General features: G+C 71.1%; 16 protein-coding genes. 15 read left to right on the top strand and 1 reads right to left on the bottom strand.

Annotated features, from left to right (window positions below; genetic code table 11):
* Nucleotides 1-65 precede the first annotated feature (65 nt).
* The gene (locus JOE46_RS23085) at nucleotides 66-2,423 is read left to right on the top strand and encodes an arylsulfatase (protein ID WP_209928620.1); all 2,358 of its coding nucleotides are present in this window, start codon (nucleotides 66-68) and stop codon (nucleotides 2,421-2,423) included.
* A gap of 61 nt (nucleotides 2,424-2,484) precedes the next feature.
* Here the strand turns inward: JOE46_RS23085 and JOE46_RS23090 are convergent, their stop codons facing one another.
* Nucleotides 2,485-3,483: an HAD family phosphatase gene (locus tag JOE46_RS23090; RefSeq protein WP_097210267.1), complete on the bottom strand. Its 999-nt coding sequence runs from the start codon at nucleotides 3,481-3,483 to the stop codon at nucleotides 2,485-2,487.
* Nucleotides 3,484-3,630: 147 nt separating this feature from the next.
* Between JOE46_RS23090 and JOE46_RS23095 the strand changes: the two genes are divergently transcribed.
* The 14 genes from JOE46_RS23095 to JOE46_RS23160 all read left to right on the top strand — a co-directional run bounded on the left by JOE46_RS23095 (nucleotide 3,631) and on the right by JOE46_RS23160 (nucleotide 16,044).
* The gene (locus JOE46_RS23095) at nucleotides 3,631-3,891 is read left to right on the top strand and encodes a glutaredoxin family protein (RefSeq protein ID WP_097210268.1); all 261 of its coding nucleotides are present in this window, start codon (nucleotides 3,631-3,633) and stop codon (nucleotides 3,889-3,891) included.
* A gap of 168 nt (nucleotides 3,892-4,059) precedes the next feature.
* On the top strand, nucleotides 4,060-4,887 hold the full coding sequence (locus JOE46_RS23100; protein WP_373560219.1) for a redox-sensing transcriptional repressor Rex: 828 nt from the start codon (nucleotides 4,060-4,062) through the stop codon (nucleotides 4,885-4,887).
* A complete protein-coding gene (locus tag JOE46_RS23105; protein WP_209928621.1) occupies nucleotides 4,884-6,281 on the top strand; it encodes a glutamyl-tRNA reductase in 1,398 nt (465 codons plus the stop codon). Before JOE46_RS23100 ends, JOE46_RS23105 begins: the two co-directional genes overlap by 4 nt.
* Entirely contained in the window at nucleotides 6,278-7,294 is a 1,017-nt protein-coding gene (hemC, locus tag JOE46_RS23110) for a hydroxymethylbilane synthase (RefSeq protein ID WP_209928622.1), read from the top strand. The genes JOE46_RS23105 and hemC overlap by 4 nt, the downstream gene beginning before the upstream one ends.
* Before the next feature lie 90 nt (nucleotides 7,295-7,384).
* Nucleotides 7,385-8,956 (top strand): bifunctional uroporphyrinogen-III C-methyltransferase/uroporphyrinogen-III synthase, encoded by a 1,572-nt coding sequence (locus tag JOE46_RS23115; RefSeq protein WP_097210271.1) that lies wholly within the window; start codon nucleotides 7,385-7,387, stop codon nucleotides 8,954-8,956.
* A 68-nt stretch (nucleotides 8,957-9,024) separates the two neighbouring features.
* The gene (gene hemB / locus JOE46_RS23120) at nucleotides 9,025-9,999 is read left to right on the top strand and encodes a porphobilinogen synthase (protein WP_209929236.1); all 975 of its coding nucleotides are present in this window, start codon (nucleotides 9,025-9,027) and stop codon (nucleotides 9,997-9,999) included.
* Nucleotides 10,000-10,015: 16 nt separating this feature from the next.
* On the top strand, nucleotides 10,016-10,567 hold the full coding sequence (locus tag JOE46_RS23125; RefSeq protein ID WP_245221150.1) for a hypothetical protein: 552 nt from the start codon (nucleotides 10,016-10,018) through the stop codon (nucleotides 10,565-10,567).
* Nucleotides 10,568-10,572: 5 nt separating this feature from the next.
* The gene (locus JOE46_RS23130; RefSeq protein ID WP_097210272.1) at nucleotides 10,573-11,004 is read left to right on the top strand and encodes a hypothetical protein; all 432 of its coding nucleotides are present in this window, start codon (nucleotides 10,573-10,575) and stop codon (nucleotides 11,002-11,004) included.
* Nucleotides 10,997-11,485, top strand: coding sequence for a hypothetical protein (locus tag JOE46_RS23135; RefSeq protein WP_097210273.1), 489 nt, complete (start codon nucleotides 10,997-10,999; stop codon nucleotides 11,483-11,485). The genes JOE46_RS23130 and JOE46_RS23135 overlap by 8 nt, the downstream gene beginning before the upstream one ends.
* On the top strand, nucleotides 11,482-11,727 hold the full coding sequence (locus JOE46_RS23140; RefSeq protein WP_257017042.1) for a hypothetical protein: 246 nt from the start codon (nucleotides 11,482-11,484) through the stop codon (nucleotides 11,725-11,727). Before JOE46_RS23135 ends, JOE46_RS23140 begins: the two co-directional genes overlap by 4 nt.
* Before the next feature lie 57 nt (nucleotides 11,728-11,784).
* Nucleotides 11,785-12,066 (top strand): metal-sensitive transcriptional regulator, encoded by a 282-nt coding sequence (locus JOE46_RS23145; RefSeq protein ID WP_072842629.1) that lies wholly within the window; start codon nucleotides 11,785-11,787, stop codon nucleotides 12,064-12,066.
* Between the two features lie 11 nt (nucleotides 12,067-12,077).
* Nucleotides 12,078-12,281, top strand: coding sequence for a cation transporter (locus JOE46_RS23150; RefSeq protein WP_209928624.1), 204 nt, complete (start codon nucleotides 12,078-12,080; stop codon nucleotides 12,279-12,281).
* Nucleotides 12,278-14,491, top strand: a complete 2,214-nt coding sequence (locus JOE46_RS23155; protein ID WP_209928625.1) for a cation-translocating P-type ATPase — start codon at nucleotides 12,278-12,280, stop codon at nucleotides 14,489-14,491. The genes JOE46_RS23150 and JOE46_RS23155 overlap by 4 nt, the downstream gene beginning before the upstream one ends.
* A gap of 77 nt (nucleotides 14,492-14,568) precedes the next feature.
* Nucleotides 14,569-16,044 (top strand): NAD(P)/FAD-dependent oxidoreductase, encoded by a 1,476-nt coding sequence (locus JOE46_RS23160; RefSeq protein ID WP_257017043.1) that lies wholly within the window; start codon nucleotides 14,569-14,571, stop codon nucleotides 16,042-16,044.
* Nucleotides 16,045-16,084 lie beyond the last annotated feature (40 nt).

The raw sequence follows: 16,084 nt of genomic DNA on the forward strand, positions 1-16,084 counted from the left end.
CGGACCTGGTGATCGCCCCGTCGTTGTGCTTTGGTGGGACGGGGGGCTCGACAGGGAGCCACACCATGGCCAGGTCATTCCGCGGGATCACCAACCTCGACATTCGTGACTCGGTTCCCGACTGGGGCCCGTACGAGCAGCCGAGGGCGCCGCAGGGCGCCCCGAATGTGCTGTACATCGTGCTGGACGACCTGGGTTTCGGGGCGCTGAGCTGCTACGGCGGTCCGATCGAGACGCCGAACATCGACCGGATCGCGGCCGGCGGGCTGCGCTACAGCCAGTGGCACACCACCGCCCTGTGCTCGCCGACCCGCTCCTGTCTGCTCACCGGCCGTAACCACACCGTCAACGGCATGGGCTGCATCAGCGAGGCGTCGATCGGGTTCCCCGGCGCCAACGCCCATGTTCCAGGTGAGTGCGCCACCCTCGCCGAGGTACTCGTCGAACGCGGCTACAGCACCGCGATGGTCGGCAAGTGGCACCTGTGCGCGGCCGACGAGATGAACCTGGCCTCCAGCAAGGCGAGCTGGCCGATCGGCCGGGGCTTCGAGCGGTTCTACGGATTCCTCGGCGGCGAGACCAACCAGTGGCACCCGGATCTGGTCCACGACAACCACCCGGTCGATCCGCCCTCCCGGCCGGAGGAGGGCTACCACCTCGGCGTCGACATCACCGACCGGGCGATCGAGTTCCTCGACGACGTGAAGACGATCGCGCCGGACCGGCCGGTGTTCCTCTACTACGCGCCCGGCTGCGCGCACGCACCGCACCATGTGCCGCGCGAGTGGGCGGACCGCTACCGCGGCCGGTTCGACGCAGGCTATGAGGCGATGCGTGACGAGATCCTGGCCCGGCAGAAGGAGATGGGCCTGATCCCGCCGGAGGCCGAGCTGCCGCCGCTGAACCCGATCGGCACCCCGGAGTCCCGCCGCGGACCCGACGGCCAGCCGTTCCCGATGCTGGATCACACCCGGCGCTGGGACACGCTCTCCGACGACGAGAAGCGGCTGTTCGCGAGGATGGCCGAGGTGTACGCCGGCTTCGTCTCGCATTGCGACGACCAGATCGGGCGCCTGCTGGACTACCTCGAGGACATCGGGCAGCGCGACAACACCATGGTGGTGCTGGTCTCCGACAACGGCGCCAGCGGCGAGGGCGGCCCCGACGGCTCGGTCAACGAGAACAAATTCTTCAACGGCGTGCCCGACGACCTGGCCGAGAACATGGCCATGCTCGACGAACTGGGCGGGTACCGGACCTATAACCACTATCCGAACGGCTGGGCGATGGCATTCGACACCCCGTTCAAGATGTGGAAGCGCTACTCGTTCAACGGCGGCACGTGCGATCCGTGCATCATCTCGTGGCCGGAGGGGATCGCCGCCCGCGGCGAGATCCGAGATCAGTACCACCATGCCATCGACGTGATGCCGACGGTGCTCGACTGTCTCGGCGTCGAGATGCCGGAGACGGTCAAGGGGTACACCCAGCACCCGATCCAGGGCGTGAGCATGCGCTACAGCTTCGACACCGCAGGCATCCCCAGCGCTCGGCACACCCAGTTCTATTCGATGCTCGGCACCCGCGGCATCTGGCACGACGGCTGGAAGGCCGTCACCACCCATCCGGCGATCAGCGGTTGGGGTCGTTTCCAGGACGACACCTGGGAGCTCTACAACACCGACGTCGATCGCACCGAGCTGCACGACCTCGCCGACGCCGAGCCGGGCAGGCTCGCGGAACTGGTCGGGCTGTGGTTCCACGAGGCGGGCGCCAACGGGGCGCTGCCGCTCGACGACCGCTATCCGGTCGAGATCCTCATGACGCCGCGCCCGCGGCCTGCCCCGCTCCGCACCCGGTATGTGTACCGGCCCGGCGGCGCCGCCGTGCCCGAGTCGGTGGCGGTGGCCGTGCGCAACCGCTCGTACTCGCTGGGGGCGCTCGTCGGCCTGCCGTCCCCCGGCGTATCCGGGGTGCTGTTCGCGCAGGGCGGCCGCTTCGGCGGGCACGCGCTGTACGTCCGGGACAACCGGCTGCACTACGTCTACAACTTCCTCGGCAGCGAGCAGCAGCGGATCAGCGCAACCGAGGAGCTGCCCACCGGCGACCGGATGGTCCTCGGCGCCTCGTTCGACAAGGACGGCGAGGACCCGCCGGGCACCGCGCGAGGACTGCTCCGCCTTTATTACGGAGATCACCAGGTCGGGGAGGGCCGGATCCGGACCCAGCCGGGCGTGTTCGGCCTGGGCGGCACCGGGCTCACCATCGGCCGTGACGTCGGCGAACCGGTCACCGACGATTACCCGGGCGAAGCCCCGTGGGCCTTCACCGGCGGCGCGCTGAACCGGGTGGTCGTGGACGTCAGCGGCGAGGCCTACATCGACCTCGAGCACACGGCCGCGGCGATGCTGTCGAGGGAGTAGCGGCTCCGCCGCCCGTGCGCGAGTCGTACCCCGGCCGGGGTACGACTCGCGCACGGTTGCGTCAGTGCTTGCGGCGGCTGATCACGGCGGCCAGCGCGCCGCCGACCGCGCCGAGCGCGAGCGCGGTCGGGACGCCGATCTTCGCGGCCTTCCGTCCGGTGCGGTAGTCGCGGATCTCCCACCCGCGGTTGCGCGCGACCTCCTTGAGGTCGGCGTCCGGGTTGATGGCCACGGCGGTGCCGACGAGTGAGAGCATCGGCACGTCGTTGTGGCTGTCCGAGTACGCCGTGCAGCGCTTGAGGTTCAGGCCCTCGCGCACGGCCAGGGTCCGGACCGCGTGTGCCTTGCCCGCGCCGTGCAGGATGTCGCCGACCAGTCGGCCGGTGAACTTGCCGTCCTCGCTCTCGACGACGGTCCCCAGCGCGCCCGTCAGCCCCAGCCGCTTCGCGATGACCTGGGCCAGTTCCACCGGGGTCGCGGTCACCAGCCACACCTGCTGACCGGCGTCGAGGTGCATCTGCGCCAGCGCCCTGGTGCCCGGCCAGATCTTGTCGGCGATCAGCTCGTCGTAGATCTCCTCGCCGAGGCGGGAGAACTCCGCGGTCTCGCGGCCCGCGATGAAGGCCAGCGCCCGTTCCTTGCCGCTGGCGACGTCGTCGCTGTTCTCCTTGCCGGTCACCCGGAACTTGAGCTGCTGCCAGCCGAACCTGGCCATGTCGGCGAGCGAGATGTACTTGCGGGCGGCGAGGCCGCGGGCGAAGTGGATGATCGAGGCGCCCTGGACCATGGTGTTGTCCACGTCGAAGAACGCCGCCGCGGTCAGGTCGAGCGGCACGCCGCCCTCGGTCCCTCGGGCACCGAGTTCGCCGCCCGCCTCGGCCTCGCTCGTCGCCGCCTCGTGCAAGGCGATGGCGGCGTCCGCGCTGGCCTCACCTGCGAGACTGGCCCGCAGCTGGGCGTCGCTGGGCCCCAAGGGGTTCCTGCCGCGTCGGCGGGGACGCTTGGCGTCGAGCCAGCCGGCGCCCACTCCCGAGCCGGTCGGACCAGATCGACCAGGCACTCATACCTCCTGTGTTCGTCCAACTGCGGCCCACCCTATCCCCAGCCTCGGGGGCGCACCGGGTGGATCGCCGCCGCGTGGCCGCTGTGACTTGCGTCTCCGCGGGCGGCCCGCGGAAGGCGCAGGTGGCGGTGGCACAGTGGAGCCATGACCGACCCCGCACACACCATCACCCTGCTGACCCGGGCCGGCTGCGGCTCCTGTGACGTAGCGCGCACTCAGCTGCTGCGGTTGTGTGGGGAATTCGGCCTCGAACTCGAATCGGTCGACGTCGACGTGGCCGCGGCGACCGATCCCGAGCTGCGCGCCGAGTACGGCGACCGGCTGCCGGTCGTCCTGCTCGACGGCCGTGAGCACAGTTACTGGGAGGTCGACGAGCCTCGGCTGCGATCGGATTTGACAATCTGAGGCCGACCTGACACCCCTCGCATCCGGACGCCGCGCAGGTCGCAGCGGGTGAATCCGGAATCCGGCGACTTTGTGCATGGGTTCACAAGCAGTTACCGTGGTGTGAACAGTCCCCCCGGATCAGCGTGAGAACCGGCCATGTGCATGGCCGGACGAGGAGCCACCAACGTGACCGAACAGCACCAGCCGCATGGGTTCTCTGCCCGTGGCGTCGCAGGGGCTGAGAACGCGTCTCGTTCCGGAACCGACGTCGCCCGCGCGGACACAACGGTGCGGGACCTGCCGCAGGCCACCGTCACCCGGCTCGCCACCTATCTGCGGGTGCTCGGTGTGATGGCCGACGACGGCACGCTCATCGTCTCCAGCGAGGAACTCGCGACCGCGGCCGGTGTCGGCTCCGCGAAGCTGCGCAAGGACCTCTCGTTCCTCGGCCCGAACGGGGTCCGCGGCGTCGGATACGACGTCACCAAGCTGCGCGCCCGGATCGAGGCCGCGCTCGGACTGGACCGCGGCCACCAGGTGGTGCTGGTCGGCGTCGGCAGCCTGGGGCAGGCCCTGGCCCGTTACGGCGGGTTCGGCCGTCGCGGATTCACGATGGTCGGCCTGTTCGACCGAAATCCCGACCGGATCGGCAGTACCGTCGACGCGCTGACCGTTCGCGACGTCGCCGAGCTCGAGGCCGCGTGCCGCGAGCTGGACGCCACCATCGGGGTCATCGCGACCCCGGACGAATCTGCCCAGGAGGTGTGCGACCTGCTGGTGAATGCCGGTGTGCGCTGCATCCTGAGCTTTGCGGCCTCGCCGCTCGATGTCCCGAAACACGTCGAGATCCGCCGAGTGGATCTCGCCGTGGAGATGCAGGTGCTGTCCTTCCACAGCGCCCGCAACGCCGAAACCGAGCCCGCTGCGGCCTCGGCGGCGGTGGGGCTCCGCACGGCACGCTCGGCTTCGTCAGGCTCTGGTTCGACAACGAATGGATCGGTGATGGCACCGTGAGTGTTCTCCTGGTCGGGATCTCGCATCGCAGCGCTCCCGTCTCCGTCCTCGAGCGGGTCGCCATCGGCGACACCGATCGGCCGAAGCTGATCGACAAGATGATGAGCTCGGACCATGTCTCGGAGGTCATGATCGTCTCCTCCTGTAACCGGGTGGAGATCTATGCGGTGGTGGACGCCTTCCACGGCGCGCTTTCCGACGTGGGCGAGTTGCTCGCCGGGCACTCCGGCATGGAGCTGCCGGACCTGACCAAGCACGCATACGTGCGCTACAGCGAGGCGGCGGCCGAGCACCTGTTCGCGGTGGCCAGCGGCCTCGACTCGATGGTCGTCGGCGAGCAGCAGATCCTCGGCCAGATCCGGACCGCCTACGCGATCTCCGACAACCAGCAGGCCGCGGGCCGGGTGCTGCACGAGCTGGCTCAGCAGGCGCTGCGGGTCGGCAAGCGGGTGCACTCCGAGACCGGGATCGACCGCGCGGGCGCCTCGGTGGTGTCGGTCGCCCTCGACCGCGCCTCGGACCTGCTCGGTGACGGGCTCGCCGGGCGTACCGCCGTCGTGGTTGGCGCGGGCTCGATGGGCGGCCTGTCCGTCGCGCACCTGACGCGGGCCGGGATCGGCCGCGTCATCGTCGCCAACCGCACCAGGGAGCGGGCCGAGCGCCTCGCCGAGACCGTGCGGGCCGCCGGGGTGGACGGCACGACCGTCGACCTGGCCGACCTGCCGTCCGCGCTGGCCGAGGCGGACGTGATGGTGACCTGTACCGGCGCGGTCGGTGCGGTGGTCACCCTCGCCGACGCGCACCTCGCGCTGGCGAAGCGGGACTCCGCGCAGCGACCGCTGGTGATCTGCGACCTGGGGCTGCCCCGCGACGTGGAGCCCGCGATCGCCGGACTGCCCGGCGTGAGCATCTTCGACATGGCGGCCCTGCAGCGCGATCCGGCGGCTGGCGCGGCCGCCGCGGACACCGAGGCGGCCCGCGAGATCGTCGCAGGCGAGCTGGCCACCTACCTGGCCGGACAGCGTCTGGCCGAGGTCACCCCGACCGTGACCGCCCTCCGTCAACGCGCCGCCGACGTGGTGGAGGCCGAGCTGCTGCGGCTGGACTCGCGCCTGCCCGGGCTCGAGGATCCGCAACGCGACGAGGTCGCGCGCACCGTGCGCCGCGTCGTCGACAAGCTGCTGCACGCGCCGACCGTCCGGGTCAAGCAGCTGGCCAGCGCCCCAGGCGGCGACTCCTACGCGGCCGCGCTGCGTGAGCTGTTCGAGCTGACCCCCGGGTCCGTCGAGGCCGTCGCGACGCCGATGGAGATCCGCGCGGTCGAGCTCGCGGACGATTTCACGGCAGGCCACGAGGCCGAGGCGATGGACGTATGGAAGGGGATGCAGTCATGAGTGCAACCGCCGCATCCACCAGGGACACCACCGCGGAGCAGGCCCCCACGGCCACCCTGCGCATCGGCACGAGGGGCAGCCTGCTGGCCACCACTCAGGCCGGCACCGTCCGGGACGCGCTGATCGCCGCGGGCCACCCCGCCGAGCTGGTGATCGTCAAGACCGCGGGCGACCAGTTCTCCGGACCGGTCGAGAAGATCGGCGTCGGCGTGTTCACCGCCGCGCTGCGCGAGGAGCTCGCCGCCGGGCACGTCGACATCGCCGTGCACTCCTTCAAGGACCTGCCAACCGCGCCCGACGAGCGCGTGGTCATCGCCGCCGTGCCAGAACGCGAGGATCCGCGCGATGCGCTGGTGGCGCGCGACGGGATGGTGCTCGGTGAGCTGCCTGCCGGCTCCCGGATCGGAACCTCCGCGCCGCGGCGCATCGCCCAGCTGCGGGCCCTCGGCCTCGGCCTGGACATCCAGCCGTTGCGCGGCAACCTCGACACCAGGATCGGCAAGGTCGCCAACGGCGAGCTCGACGCGGTCGTCGTCGCGCGGGCGGGGCTCTCGCGGATCGGCAGGCTCGACGTGATCACCGAGTCGCTGGAGCCGGTGCAGATGCTGCCCGCCCCAGCGCAGGGCGCGCTGGCCGTCGAATGCCGCGCGGGTGACACCGCGCTGATCGCCATCCTCGCCGAGCTGGACGACGCGAGCGCCCGCGCCGCCGTCACGGCGGAGCGCGCGCTGCTGGCCGAGCTCGAGGCCGGATGCACGGCCCCGGTCGGCACGATCGCGGAGATCGTGGAGTCCATCGACGACGACGGCCGGGTGTTCGACGAGCTGTCGGTGCGCGGCTGTGCGGCCGCGCTGGACGGCTCCGATTCGATCAGGGCCTCGACCGTCGGACCGCCGGATCGCGCCGAGGAACTCGGTCGCGAGGTGGCCCGCGAACTGCTCGACCTGGGCGCCCGCGCCCTGATGGGCAAGGCGACCGAAAGCGATCCGGAGGGCGGACCGACCGATGAGTGAGCCATTGCCGTCGGCGCGCTCATCGAAACCGCGCGCCCATTCCCATGTCCCTGACATTGCTAGACACATGAACGCACTGGAGAACAACCGATGAGCCGAGTCCGCAAGAACACCCCCGGACGGATCCTGTTCGTGGGCGCCGGCCCGGGCGACCCGGCGTTGCTCACCGTCCGGGCGCGCGACGTCCTCGCGGCCGCCACCCTGGCGTTCACGGATCCCGACGTCGACAAGGGCGTGACCGCGCTGGTCGGCACCGGACTGCTGGTCAAGGGTGAGGAGATCGACCCCGAGAACCCGCCGTTCGAGGTGCGCCCCGCGCTCGGCGAGCCGGCCGAGGTCGCCAAGACCCTGGTGGCCGAGGCCAAGAACGGGCACGACGTGGTCCGTCTGGTCTCCGGCGACCCACTCACAACCGATTCGGTGATCGCCGAGGTCACCGCGGTGGCGCGGACCCAGGTGCAGTTCGAGATCCTGCCGGGCCTGCCCGCCGGATCCGCGGTGCCGAGCTACGCGGGCATGCCGCTGGGCTCCGGTCACACCGAGGTCGACGTCCGCGGCGAGGTCGACTGGGCCGCGCTGGCCGCGGCGCCGGGACCGCTGGTGCTGCACGCCACCGCGGGCCACCTCGCGGAGACCGCGAGCGAGCTGGTCGAGAACGGCCTGGCCCCGCAGACGCCCGCCGCGATCACCGTCCGAGGCACCACCTGCCAGCAGCGCACCGTCGAGGCCACCCTCGCGACGCTGAACGAGGCAGGCTCCGAGCTGGTCGGTTCGCTGATCGTGACCGTCGGCAAGGTGGTCAGCCAGCGCAGCAAGATGTCCTGGTGGGAGTCGCGCGCCCTGTACGGCTGGACCGTCCTGGTGCCGCGCACCAAGGAGCAGGCCAGCGAGATGAGCGATCGCCTCGTCACGCACGGCGCCATCCCCATCGAGGTGCCCACGATCGCGGTCGAGCCGCCGCGCAGCCCCGCGCAGATGGAGCGCTCGGTCAAGGGCCTGGTCGACGGCCGCTACCAGTGGGTGGTCTTCACCTCCACCAACGCGGTGCGCGCGGTCTGGGAGAAGTTCGAGGAGTTCGGGCTCGATGCCCGCGCGTTCTCCGGCGTCAAGATCGCCTGCGTCGGCGAGGCCACCGCGGACAAGGTGCGCTCGTTCGGTATCAACCCCGAGTTGGTGCCGTCCGGTGAGCAGTCCAGCGAGGGTCTGCTGGCCGAGTTCGCGCCGTACGACGACGTCTTCGATCCGGTCAACCGGGTGCTGCTGCCCCGCGCCGACATCGCCACCGAGACCCTGGCCGAGGGCCTACGCCAGCGCGGCTGGGAGATCGACGACGTCACGGCCTACCGCACCGTCCGGGCGGCGCCGCCGCCGGCCGAGACCCGCGAGATGATCAAGACCGGTGGGTTCGACGCGGTCTGCTTCACCTCGTCCTCGACCGTGCGCAACCTGGTCGGCATCGCCGGCAAGCCGCACGCCCGCACGCTGGTGGCGTGCATCGGGCCGAAGACCGCGGAGACCGCGATCGAGTTCGGCCTCCGGGTCGACGTGCAGCCCGAGACCGCTCAGGTCGGCCCCCTGGTGGAGGCGCTCGCCGAGCACGCCGCCCGGCTGCGTGCCGAGGGTGCGCTGCCGCCCCCGCGCAAGAAGTCCCGTAGGCGCTGACGCGCCCGTGAGCGGTTGACGAGTCCAGGGACTCGCCAACCGCTCACAGCCGACGAAGGAGGGCATCCATCTTTCCCGCCGAACGTCCCCGACGCCTGCGCGCCACCCCGGCGCTGCGTCGCCTTGTCGCCGAGACCTCGCTGGAACCACGGCATCTGGTGCTGCCGATGTTCGTCGCGGACGGCATCGGCGAGCCGCGCGAGATCAGTTCGATGCCCGGCGTCTTCCAGCACACCCTCGACTCACTGACCCGCGCCGCCGCCGAGGCGGTCGAGGCGGGTGTCGGCGGGCTGATGCTCTTCGGCGTCCCCAGGACCGAGGACAAGGACGCCAACGGTTCGGGTGCGACCGATCCCGACGGCATCCTGAACCGGGCCCTGCGCGTGCTCCGCGCCGAGCTCGGCGACTCCACCGTGATCATGGCGGACACCTGCCTCGACGAGTTCACCGATCACGGCCACTGCGGGGTGCTCGCGGCGGACGGTCGGGTCGACAACGACGCGACACTGACCCGCTACGTCGACATGGCGGTTGCGCAGGCCGAGTCCGGGGCGCACCTGCTCGGGCCAAGCGGAATGATGGACGGACAGATCGCCGCGATCCGCGAGGGTCTCGACGACGCGGGCCATCAGCAGACGGGCATCCTGGCGTACTCCGCCAAGTACGCGTCCGCCTTCTACGGCCCCTTCCGCGAGGCCGTCGGGTCGTCGCTGTCCGGGGATCGCCGCACCTACCAGCAGGACGCCGCCAACCGGCGCGAGTCGCTGCGCGAGGTCGACCTGGACCTGGACGAGGGCGCGGACATGGTGATGGTGAAGCCGGCCATGTCGTACCTCGACGTGCTGCGGGAGGTCGCCGACATGTCCACGGTTCCCGTTGCGGCCTACCAGATCTCGGGTGAGTACTCGATGATCACCGCCGCCGCGCAGAACGGCTGGATCGACCGCGACGCCGCTGTGCTGGAGTCGCTGCTCGGCATCCGCCGCGCGGGTGCGGACATCGTGCTGACCTACTGGGCCGCCGAGTTCGCAGCCCGGTTGTGATGGTTACGGTGGTGTCATGACCGCCCCATGGCCGCCAGCGCCCCCGACCGGCCCCGCCGCGCAGGACCAGCGACCCGCGGCGCCCGTCGACGTGGGTACCGCCTTCCAGTTGCTGTGCGGGGTCGCCGCTCTCGGTGTGGTGAACCTGTTCGCCACCCTGGCGATGGTGGCCGCGGATCGGAAGACCTTTGCCGATCAGCTGATCAAGGACGTGCACGCCCAGGATCCGACGGTGGAGATCAGCACCTCGGCGGCCGAGGGTCTGCTGCTGGTCGGGCTCGGCGTCACCGCGCTGCTCGGGCTGGCGCTGACCGGCCTGTACCTGCTGTTCGTGTTCAAGATGCGCAGCGGCAGGAACTGGGCCCGGATGCTGGTCACCATGATCGGCGTGACGATGGTCTTCTTCGCGATCCCCGCGCTGTTCGGGCTCGGCGCCGGTGGCGGCGTGGCCGGGATGGTCGCGGGCGGGGCGGGGATCCTGCAGGCGGTGCTGTCCGTCGGTGCGGTGATCCTGATGCACCGGAGCGAGTCGAACCGGTACTTCGTGCCCGGACCGAAGGCGCAGTAGCCGTCATGGGTGACGCGCGGGCCCGTCCTCGCCCTGTCGATGTCGCGTACGGGCTGTGGCTGGTCTGTGCGGCGCTGCTGGTGCTCTTCGGGTTGTTGGCCCTGACGTCGCCCGGCACCGCGATACGTGAGCAGCTGGTGGAGCACGGTGCAAACCCCGACAGCGTGGACGAGTTCATCGTGCTGCTGCGTGGCTCCGGCGCCGTCTCGCTACTCACCGGGCTCGGCGTCGGGCTGATGGCGGGGCCGACGAGGGCGGGGGATCCGCGTTTTCGGCGGGCGGTCGTCGCGCTGTCGGCGGTGTTCTTCGTGCTGCAGCTCGGGCTGCTGGCGACCGGTCTGGGTCAGGTGCCGACGCTGCTGGTCTCGCTGCTCGCGCTGGTGGCCAGCGTGCTCGTCTACCTGAGGTCCTCGGCGGAGTGGTTTGCCGGTGAGTGACGCGGCCGAGCGGATCCTGTTCGAGGAACCGGGCGGACGGTGGTGGCTGGTCGCGCTCGGCCCCGCGCTGTGCCTGGTCGTGCTCGTCGCGGACGCGATCATCGGTTCGGGTGTCCACTGGCTCGGGTTGGCGCTGTTCTCGGTGCTGCTCGCGGGACTGGTCGCCCTTCAGGTGGTGGCGGCGCGGCGGCACGCGAGCGTGCTGCTCACCCCGGCGGTGTTGCGCAACGGCGCCGAGACCCTCGGGGTGGCCGATATCGCCCAGGTCCTGCCCGAGGCGGATCCGTTCGCCGAGGATCTGGAGCCGTGGGAGAGCGCCCCGTCGCTCGGGGAGCTGTCCGGGGTGCCGCGACGCCGTACCGCGATCGGCCTGCGGCTGCGGGACGGTTCGGTGGTGCGGGCGTGGGCGCGGGACGGTGACGGGTTGCGGACCGAATTGGAGCGGCTGGTGGCGGACGAGGCGGAGGACGGTGAGCGGTGAGCGAACGGATGACGCGGATCCTGGAGCTGGTCCTGGCGGTGCTCGCTACCGCGGCCGCGGTCTGGTGCTGGTGCAGGGGCGTGCAGACCTCGGACTTCGCGCCCGCGATGGACGGCGCGCCCGCGTTCACCGGCACGCACTACTCGGGCACCTGGATCGGGGCGGCGACCGCGCTGGTGATCGTGGCCGGCTTGTTGGTGATCGACGTGGTCAGGAGGCGGCACCGCGGCGGTCCGCAGTGACCGGTCGAACAGCGGCCCGCCCTGGCGGCTAGTACCCACGGGGGGTATGGTAGGGGCATGAACGGATACTCCCCGGAGAAGGACGACCTCCTCAAGCGGCTTCGCCGCATCGAGGGACAGGTCGCGGGCATCTCGCGCATGGTCGACGACGACCGCTACTGCATCGACATCCTGACCCAGGTGTCCGCGGCGACGAAGGCACTGCAGTCGGTCTCGCTGAAACTGATGGACGCGCACCTCGCGGGCTGCGTCGTCGAGGCGGCCAAGAAGGGCGGCCCGGAGGCCGACGCCAAGGTCAAAGAGGCCTCGGACGCGATCGCCCGTCTCGTCCGCTCGTAGGAGAAATTCTGATGCAGAGCACATACACCGTCACGGGCATGACCTGCGGGCATTGCGTCGCCTCGGTCACCGAGGAGGTCGGCGCCATCGCCGGTGTCACCGAGGTGCTCGTGGACCTGGCCAGCGGGGAGGTCCACGTGACCAGTGAGTCCGAGCTCGACCCGCGGGCCGTCGCGGAGGCGGTCGAAGAGGCGGGCTACGAGCTGGCGTCATGACCGCCGCCGCGGGTCGTGACGCGCTGGACACCGTCGACGTCGCGGAGCGCGAGCTCGACCTCGATCTCGGCGGGATGACGTGCGCCTCCTGCGCGAACCGGATCGAGCGCAAGCTGGCGAAGATCGACGGCGTCCGCGCCACCGTCAATTTCGCCACCGAGCGGGCCCACGTTCGCTATCCGGCGGGCGTACAGCCCGCCGAACTGGTGTCCGCGGTCGAGTCTGCGGGCTACTCCGCGGCCGTGTCGGTCCCCGCGGGCCCCGCCGCTGCCGGACCCGCGGAACCGCCGCCGGATCACCTCGGCAGGCGCCTGGCGATCTCGGCGGTGGCCGCCGTCCCGGTCGTCGCGCTCTCGATGATCCCGGCGCTTCAGTTCGACTACTGGCAATGGGTGGCGCTGGCGCTGACCACCCTTGTGGTGTTCTGGGGCGGTTACCCGTTCCACCGGGCGGCGCTGACGAACGCCCGTCACGGCAGCTCGACGATGGACACGCTCGTCTCAATCGGCACCCTCGCCGCATACGGATGGTCGGTGTGGGCGTTGGTGTTCGGCACCGCTGGGCATATCGGGATGACCCACGAGTTCGCGCTGCGGTTGGGCGCGCACGATCCGTCGGGACAGATCTATCTCGAGGTCTCCGCCGCGGTCACCGTCTTCCTGCTCGCGGGCAGGTGCGCGGAGTCACGGGCCAAGCGCCGCGCCGGCGCCGCGCTGCGGGCGCTGATCGAGGTCGGTGCCAAGGACGTGGCGGTGCTGCGAGCCGACGCCGAGCGACGAATCCCGGTGGGCGAGTTGCGGGTCGGGGACCGGTTCGTGGTGCGGCCGGGGGAGAAGATCGCCACCGATGGGCGGGTGCTCGAGGGCGCCGCGGCCGTGGACGCGTCGATGGTCACCGGTGAGTCGGTGCCGATCGAGGTGTCCGGCGGTGACGCCGTCGTCGGCGGCACCGTGAACACCAACGGGCGGCTCGTGGTGCGAGCCGAGAGGGTCGGCGCCGACACCCAGCTGGCCCACATCGCCGCGCTCGTCACCGAGGCGCAGAACGGCAAGGCCGCGGTGGCGCGGCTCGCGGACCGGGTGTCGGCGGTGTTCGTCCCGGTGGTGCTGGTCATCGCGGCGGCGACACTGACGGGCTGGCTGGTCACCGGGCACGCAGCGACGGAGGCCTTCACCGCCGCGGTCGCGGTGCTCATCGTGGCCTGCCCCTGTGCGCTCGGATTGGCCACGCCCACGGCGCTTCTGGTTGGCACAGGTCGCGGCGCCCAGCTCGGAATCCTGATCAGGGGGCCCGAGGTGCTCGAGCAGACCAAGCGGATCGACACCGTCGTGCTGGACAAGACCGGCACCGTCACCACGGGCCGGATGACGCTCGACGAGGTGGTCGCGGCGCACGGCGAGAGCCCCGATCGAGTGCTGGCGCTTGCGGCCGCGGTGGAGGGCGCGTCGGAACATCCGGTGGCCCGGTCGATCGCCGTCGCGGGCGGCCCGGCGCCGTCGGTGACGGAGTTCGAGAACCGCCCCGGGATCGGCGTCGTCGGACTGGTCGACGGGGTCCGGGTCAGTGTCGGGCGGCCGGACGGCCCGATCCCCGCGGAGCTGCGGTCGGCGTTCGCGGCCGGGCGCACCACCGTCGCGGTGGCCTGGGACGGCGCGATTCGCGGCGCCATCACGGTCGCCGACGCCGTCAAGCCCACCAGCGCGGAGGCGGTCGCGCAGATCGTGGCGCTCGGCATGACCCCCGTGTTGTTGACCGGCGATCGTGCCGAGGTCGGGCACGCGGTGGCGCGGAGCGTCGGCATCGACCGGGTGATCGCGGAGGTCTTGCCCGCCGACAAGGTCGCGCATGTGGCGGGCCTGCAGCGCGACGGCGCCGTCGTCGCCATGGTCGGCGACGGCGTGAACGACGCGGCGGCGCTCGCCACCGCGGACGTCGGGCTGGCGATGGGAACCGGGACGGACGCCGCGATCGAGGCGGGCGATCTGACCCTGGTGCGCGGCGACCTGCGCTCGGTGCCGCAGGCGATCCGGCTCTCGCGGGCCACGCTCGGCACCATCAGGGCGAACCTGTTCTGGGCGTTCGCCTACAACGTCGCGGCCATCCCGCTGGCCGCGCTCGGCCTGCTGAACCCGATGATCGCGGGCGCGGCGATGGCGCTGTCCTCGGTGTTCGTGGTGGGGAACAGTCTGCGGTTGCGGAGATTCCGCTGACACCCAGCCCTGCCGATTTGCGCTGACCTCACGTCAACTTGAACACTGTTCAAGTTGACGTGAGGGCAGGGAGATCGGTGAAGCAGGCAGTGACAGGTCGTGGAGAGGTCCGGCACACCCGGGTGGTGGTCATCGGGGCGGGCTTCGCCGGGCTCGGCATGGCGGCAGGCCTGACCCGAGCGGGTCATGACGACTTCATCGTGCTCGAGAAGGCCGAGGACGTCGGCGGCACCTGGCGGGAGAACACGTACCCCGGCTGCGAGTGCGACGTGCCGTCCGCCCTTTACTCGTATTCCTTCGAACAGCAGGCGTGGGGCGGAGTCCGGGCATCGCAGCCGGAGATCCTCCGCTACCTCCGCAAGGTGAGCGTCAAGTACGGCCTCCGGGACAAGATCGAGTTCGGCGTCGAGGTCGAGCGCGGTCATTGGGACGAGGTCGACGGGCGGTGGCACCTGTTCACCACCACCGGCCTGGAGTTCGTGGCGCAATACCTGGTGGTCGGCACCGGAGCCCTCCATCTGCCCAAGGTGCCGAAGACACCGGGGGCCGCGTCCTTCGGTGGGCCCGCGTTTCATTCGGCGCGATGGGACCACAGCGTCGACCTCACCGGCAAGCGGGTCGCGGTCATCGGAACCGGCGCGAGCGCGATCCAGATGGTGCCCGAGCTCGCGGCCGTGGCCGGCTCGGTCCAGCTGTACCAGCGCACGCCGCCCTGGGTGTTGCCGCGCCGGGAGGCCGGGCGGCTCACGCGCGCGGTCGGGCGGGTACCGGTCCTCCGCGGACTCGTCAGGAGCCTGACCTACTGGAACGCCGAACTGCTTGCCATCGGCCTCAACGGGCGCCCAGCCCTGACCCGGCCGATGGAGTGGCGGGCCGAGCGGCACCTCCGCCGCCAGATCCCGGACCCCGCTCTGCGGGCGAAGCTCACCCCGGACTACCGGATCGGCTGCAAGCGAATACTGCGCTCCGACAACTACTTCCCGGCGGTGGCCCGGCCGGGCACGGAGCTGATCGCGGACCGGATCGCCGAGATCACGCCGGACGGCATCGTCACCGCGGACGGGACGACCCGCGCGGCGGACGTCATCGTGTACGCGACCGGTTTCCGGGTGGCCGGCTCGCTGGCCCGGCTACCCCTCGCCGGCCGCGACGGGGTGACCCTGCAGGAGCGGTGGATGCGGGACGGGATCCGAACCCATCTGGGCATCTCGGTCTCGGGCCTGCCCAACGCGTTCTTCCTCACCGGGCCCAACACCGGGCTGGGGCACAACTCGGTGGTGTTCATGATCGAGTCACAGGTGCGGTACGCGCTGCGGGCGATGGAACTGGTCGACCGCGAGCGTGTGAGCGCCCTCGACGTCCGCGCGGACGCGCAGGCCGCCTTCCACGATGACCTGCACGCGCGCCTGGGCACCGCGGTCTGGAGCACGGGTGGGTGCTCGAGCTGGTACGTCGACGCCAACGGAACCAACCACTCTGTGTGGCCGGGATTCTCGTGGCAGTACTGGTTGCGGACCCGGCGGGTGAGCAGGCGCGACCACCATCTCCTCTGAGGTCGACCGGCGACAGTCGTGGCCGGGGCGGACCGATGTC

The sequence above is a fragment of the Rhodococcus sp. PvR099 genome, from assembly GCF_017833315.1.
Taxonomy (GTDB): Bacteria; Actinomycetota; Actinomycetes; order Mycobacteriales; family Mycobacteriaceae; genus Rhodococcus_G; species Rhodococcus_G oryzae.

Bases quoted from the DNA above. Each gene is read 5' to 3' on its own strand.
- JOE46_RS23085 (WP_209928620.1), top strand. From the start codon at position 66: ATGGCCAGGTCATTCCGCGGGATCACCAACCTCGACATTCGTGACTCG.
- JOE46_RS23095 (WP_097210268.1), top strand. From the start codon at position 3,631: ATGACCGACCCCGCACACACCATCACCCTGCTGACCCGGGCCGGCTGC.
- hemC (WP_209928622.1), top strand. From the start codon at position 6,278: ATGAGTGCAACCGCCGCATCCACCAGGGACACCACCGCGGAGCAGGCC.
- JOE46_RS23115 (WP_097210271.1), top strand. From the start codon at position 7,385: ATGAGCCGAGTCCGCAAGAACACCCCCGGACGGATCCTGTTCGTGGGC.
- JOE46_RS23125 (WP_245221150.1), top strand. From the start codon at position 10,016: ATGACCGCCCCATGGCCGCCAGCGCCCCCGACCGGCCCCGCCGCGCAG.
- JOE46_RS23130 (WP_097210272.1), top strand. From the start codon at position 10,573: ATGGGTGACGCGCGGGCCCGTCCTCGCCCTGTCGATGTCGCGTACGGG.
- JOE46_RS23145 (WP_072842629.1), top strand. From the start codon at position 11,785: ATGAACGGATACTCCCCGGAGAAGGACGACCTCCTCAAGCGGCTTCGC.
- JOE46_RS23150 (WP_209928624.1), top strand. From the start codon at position 12,078: ATGCAGAGCACATACACCGTCACGGGCATGACCTGCGGGCATTGCGTC.
- JOE46_RS23155 (WP_209928625.1), top strand. From the start codon at position 12,278: ATGACCGCCGCCGCGGGTCGTGACGCGCTGGACACCGTCGACGTCGCG.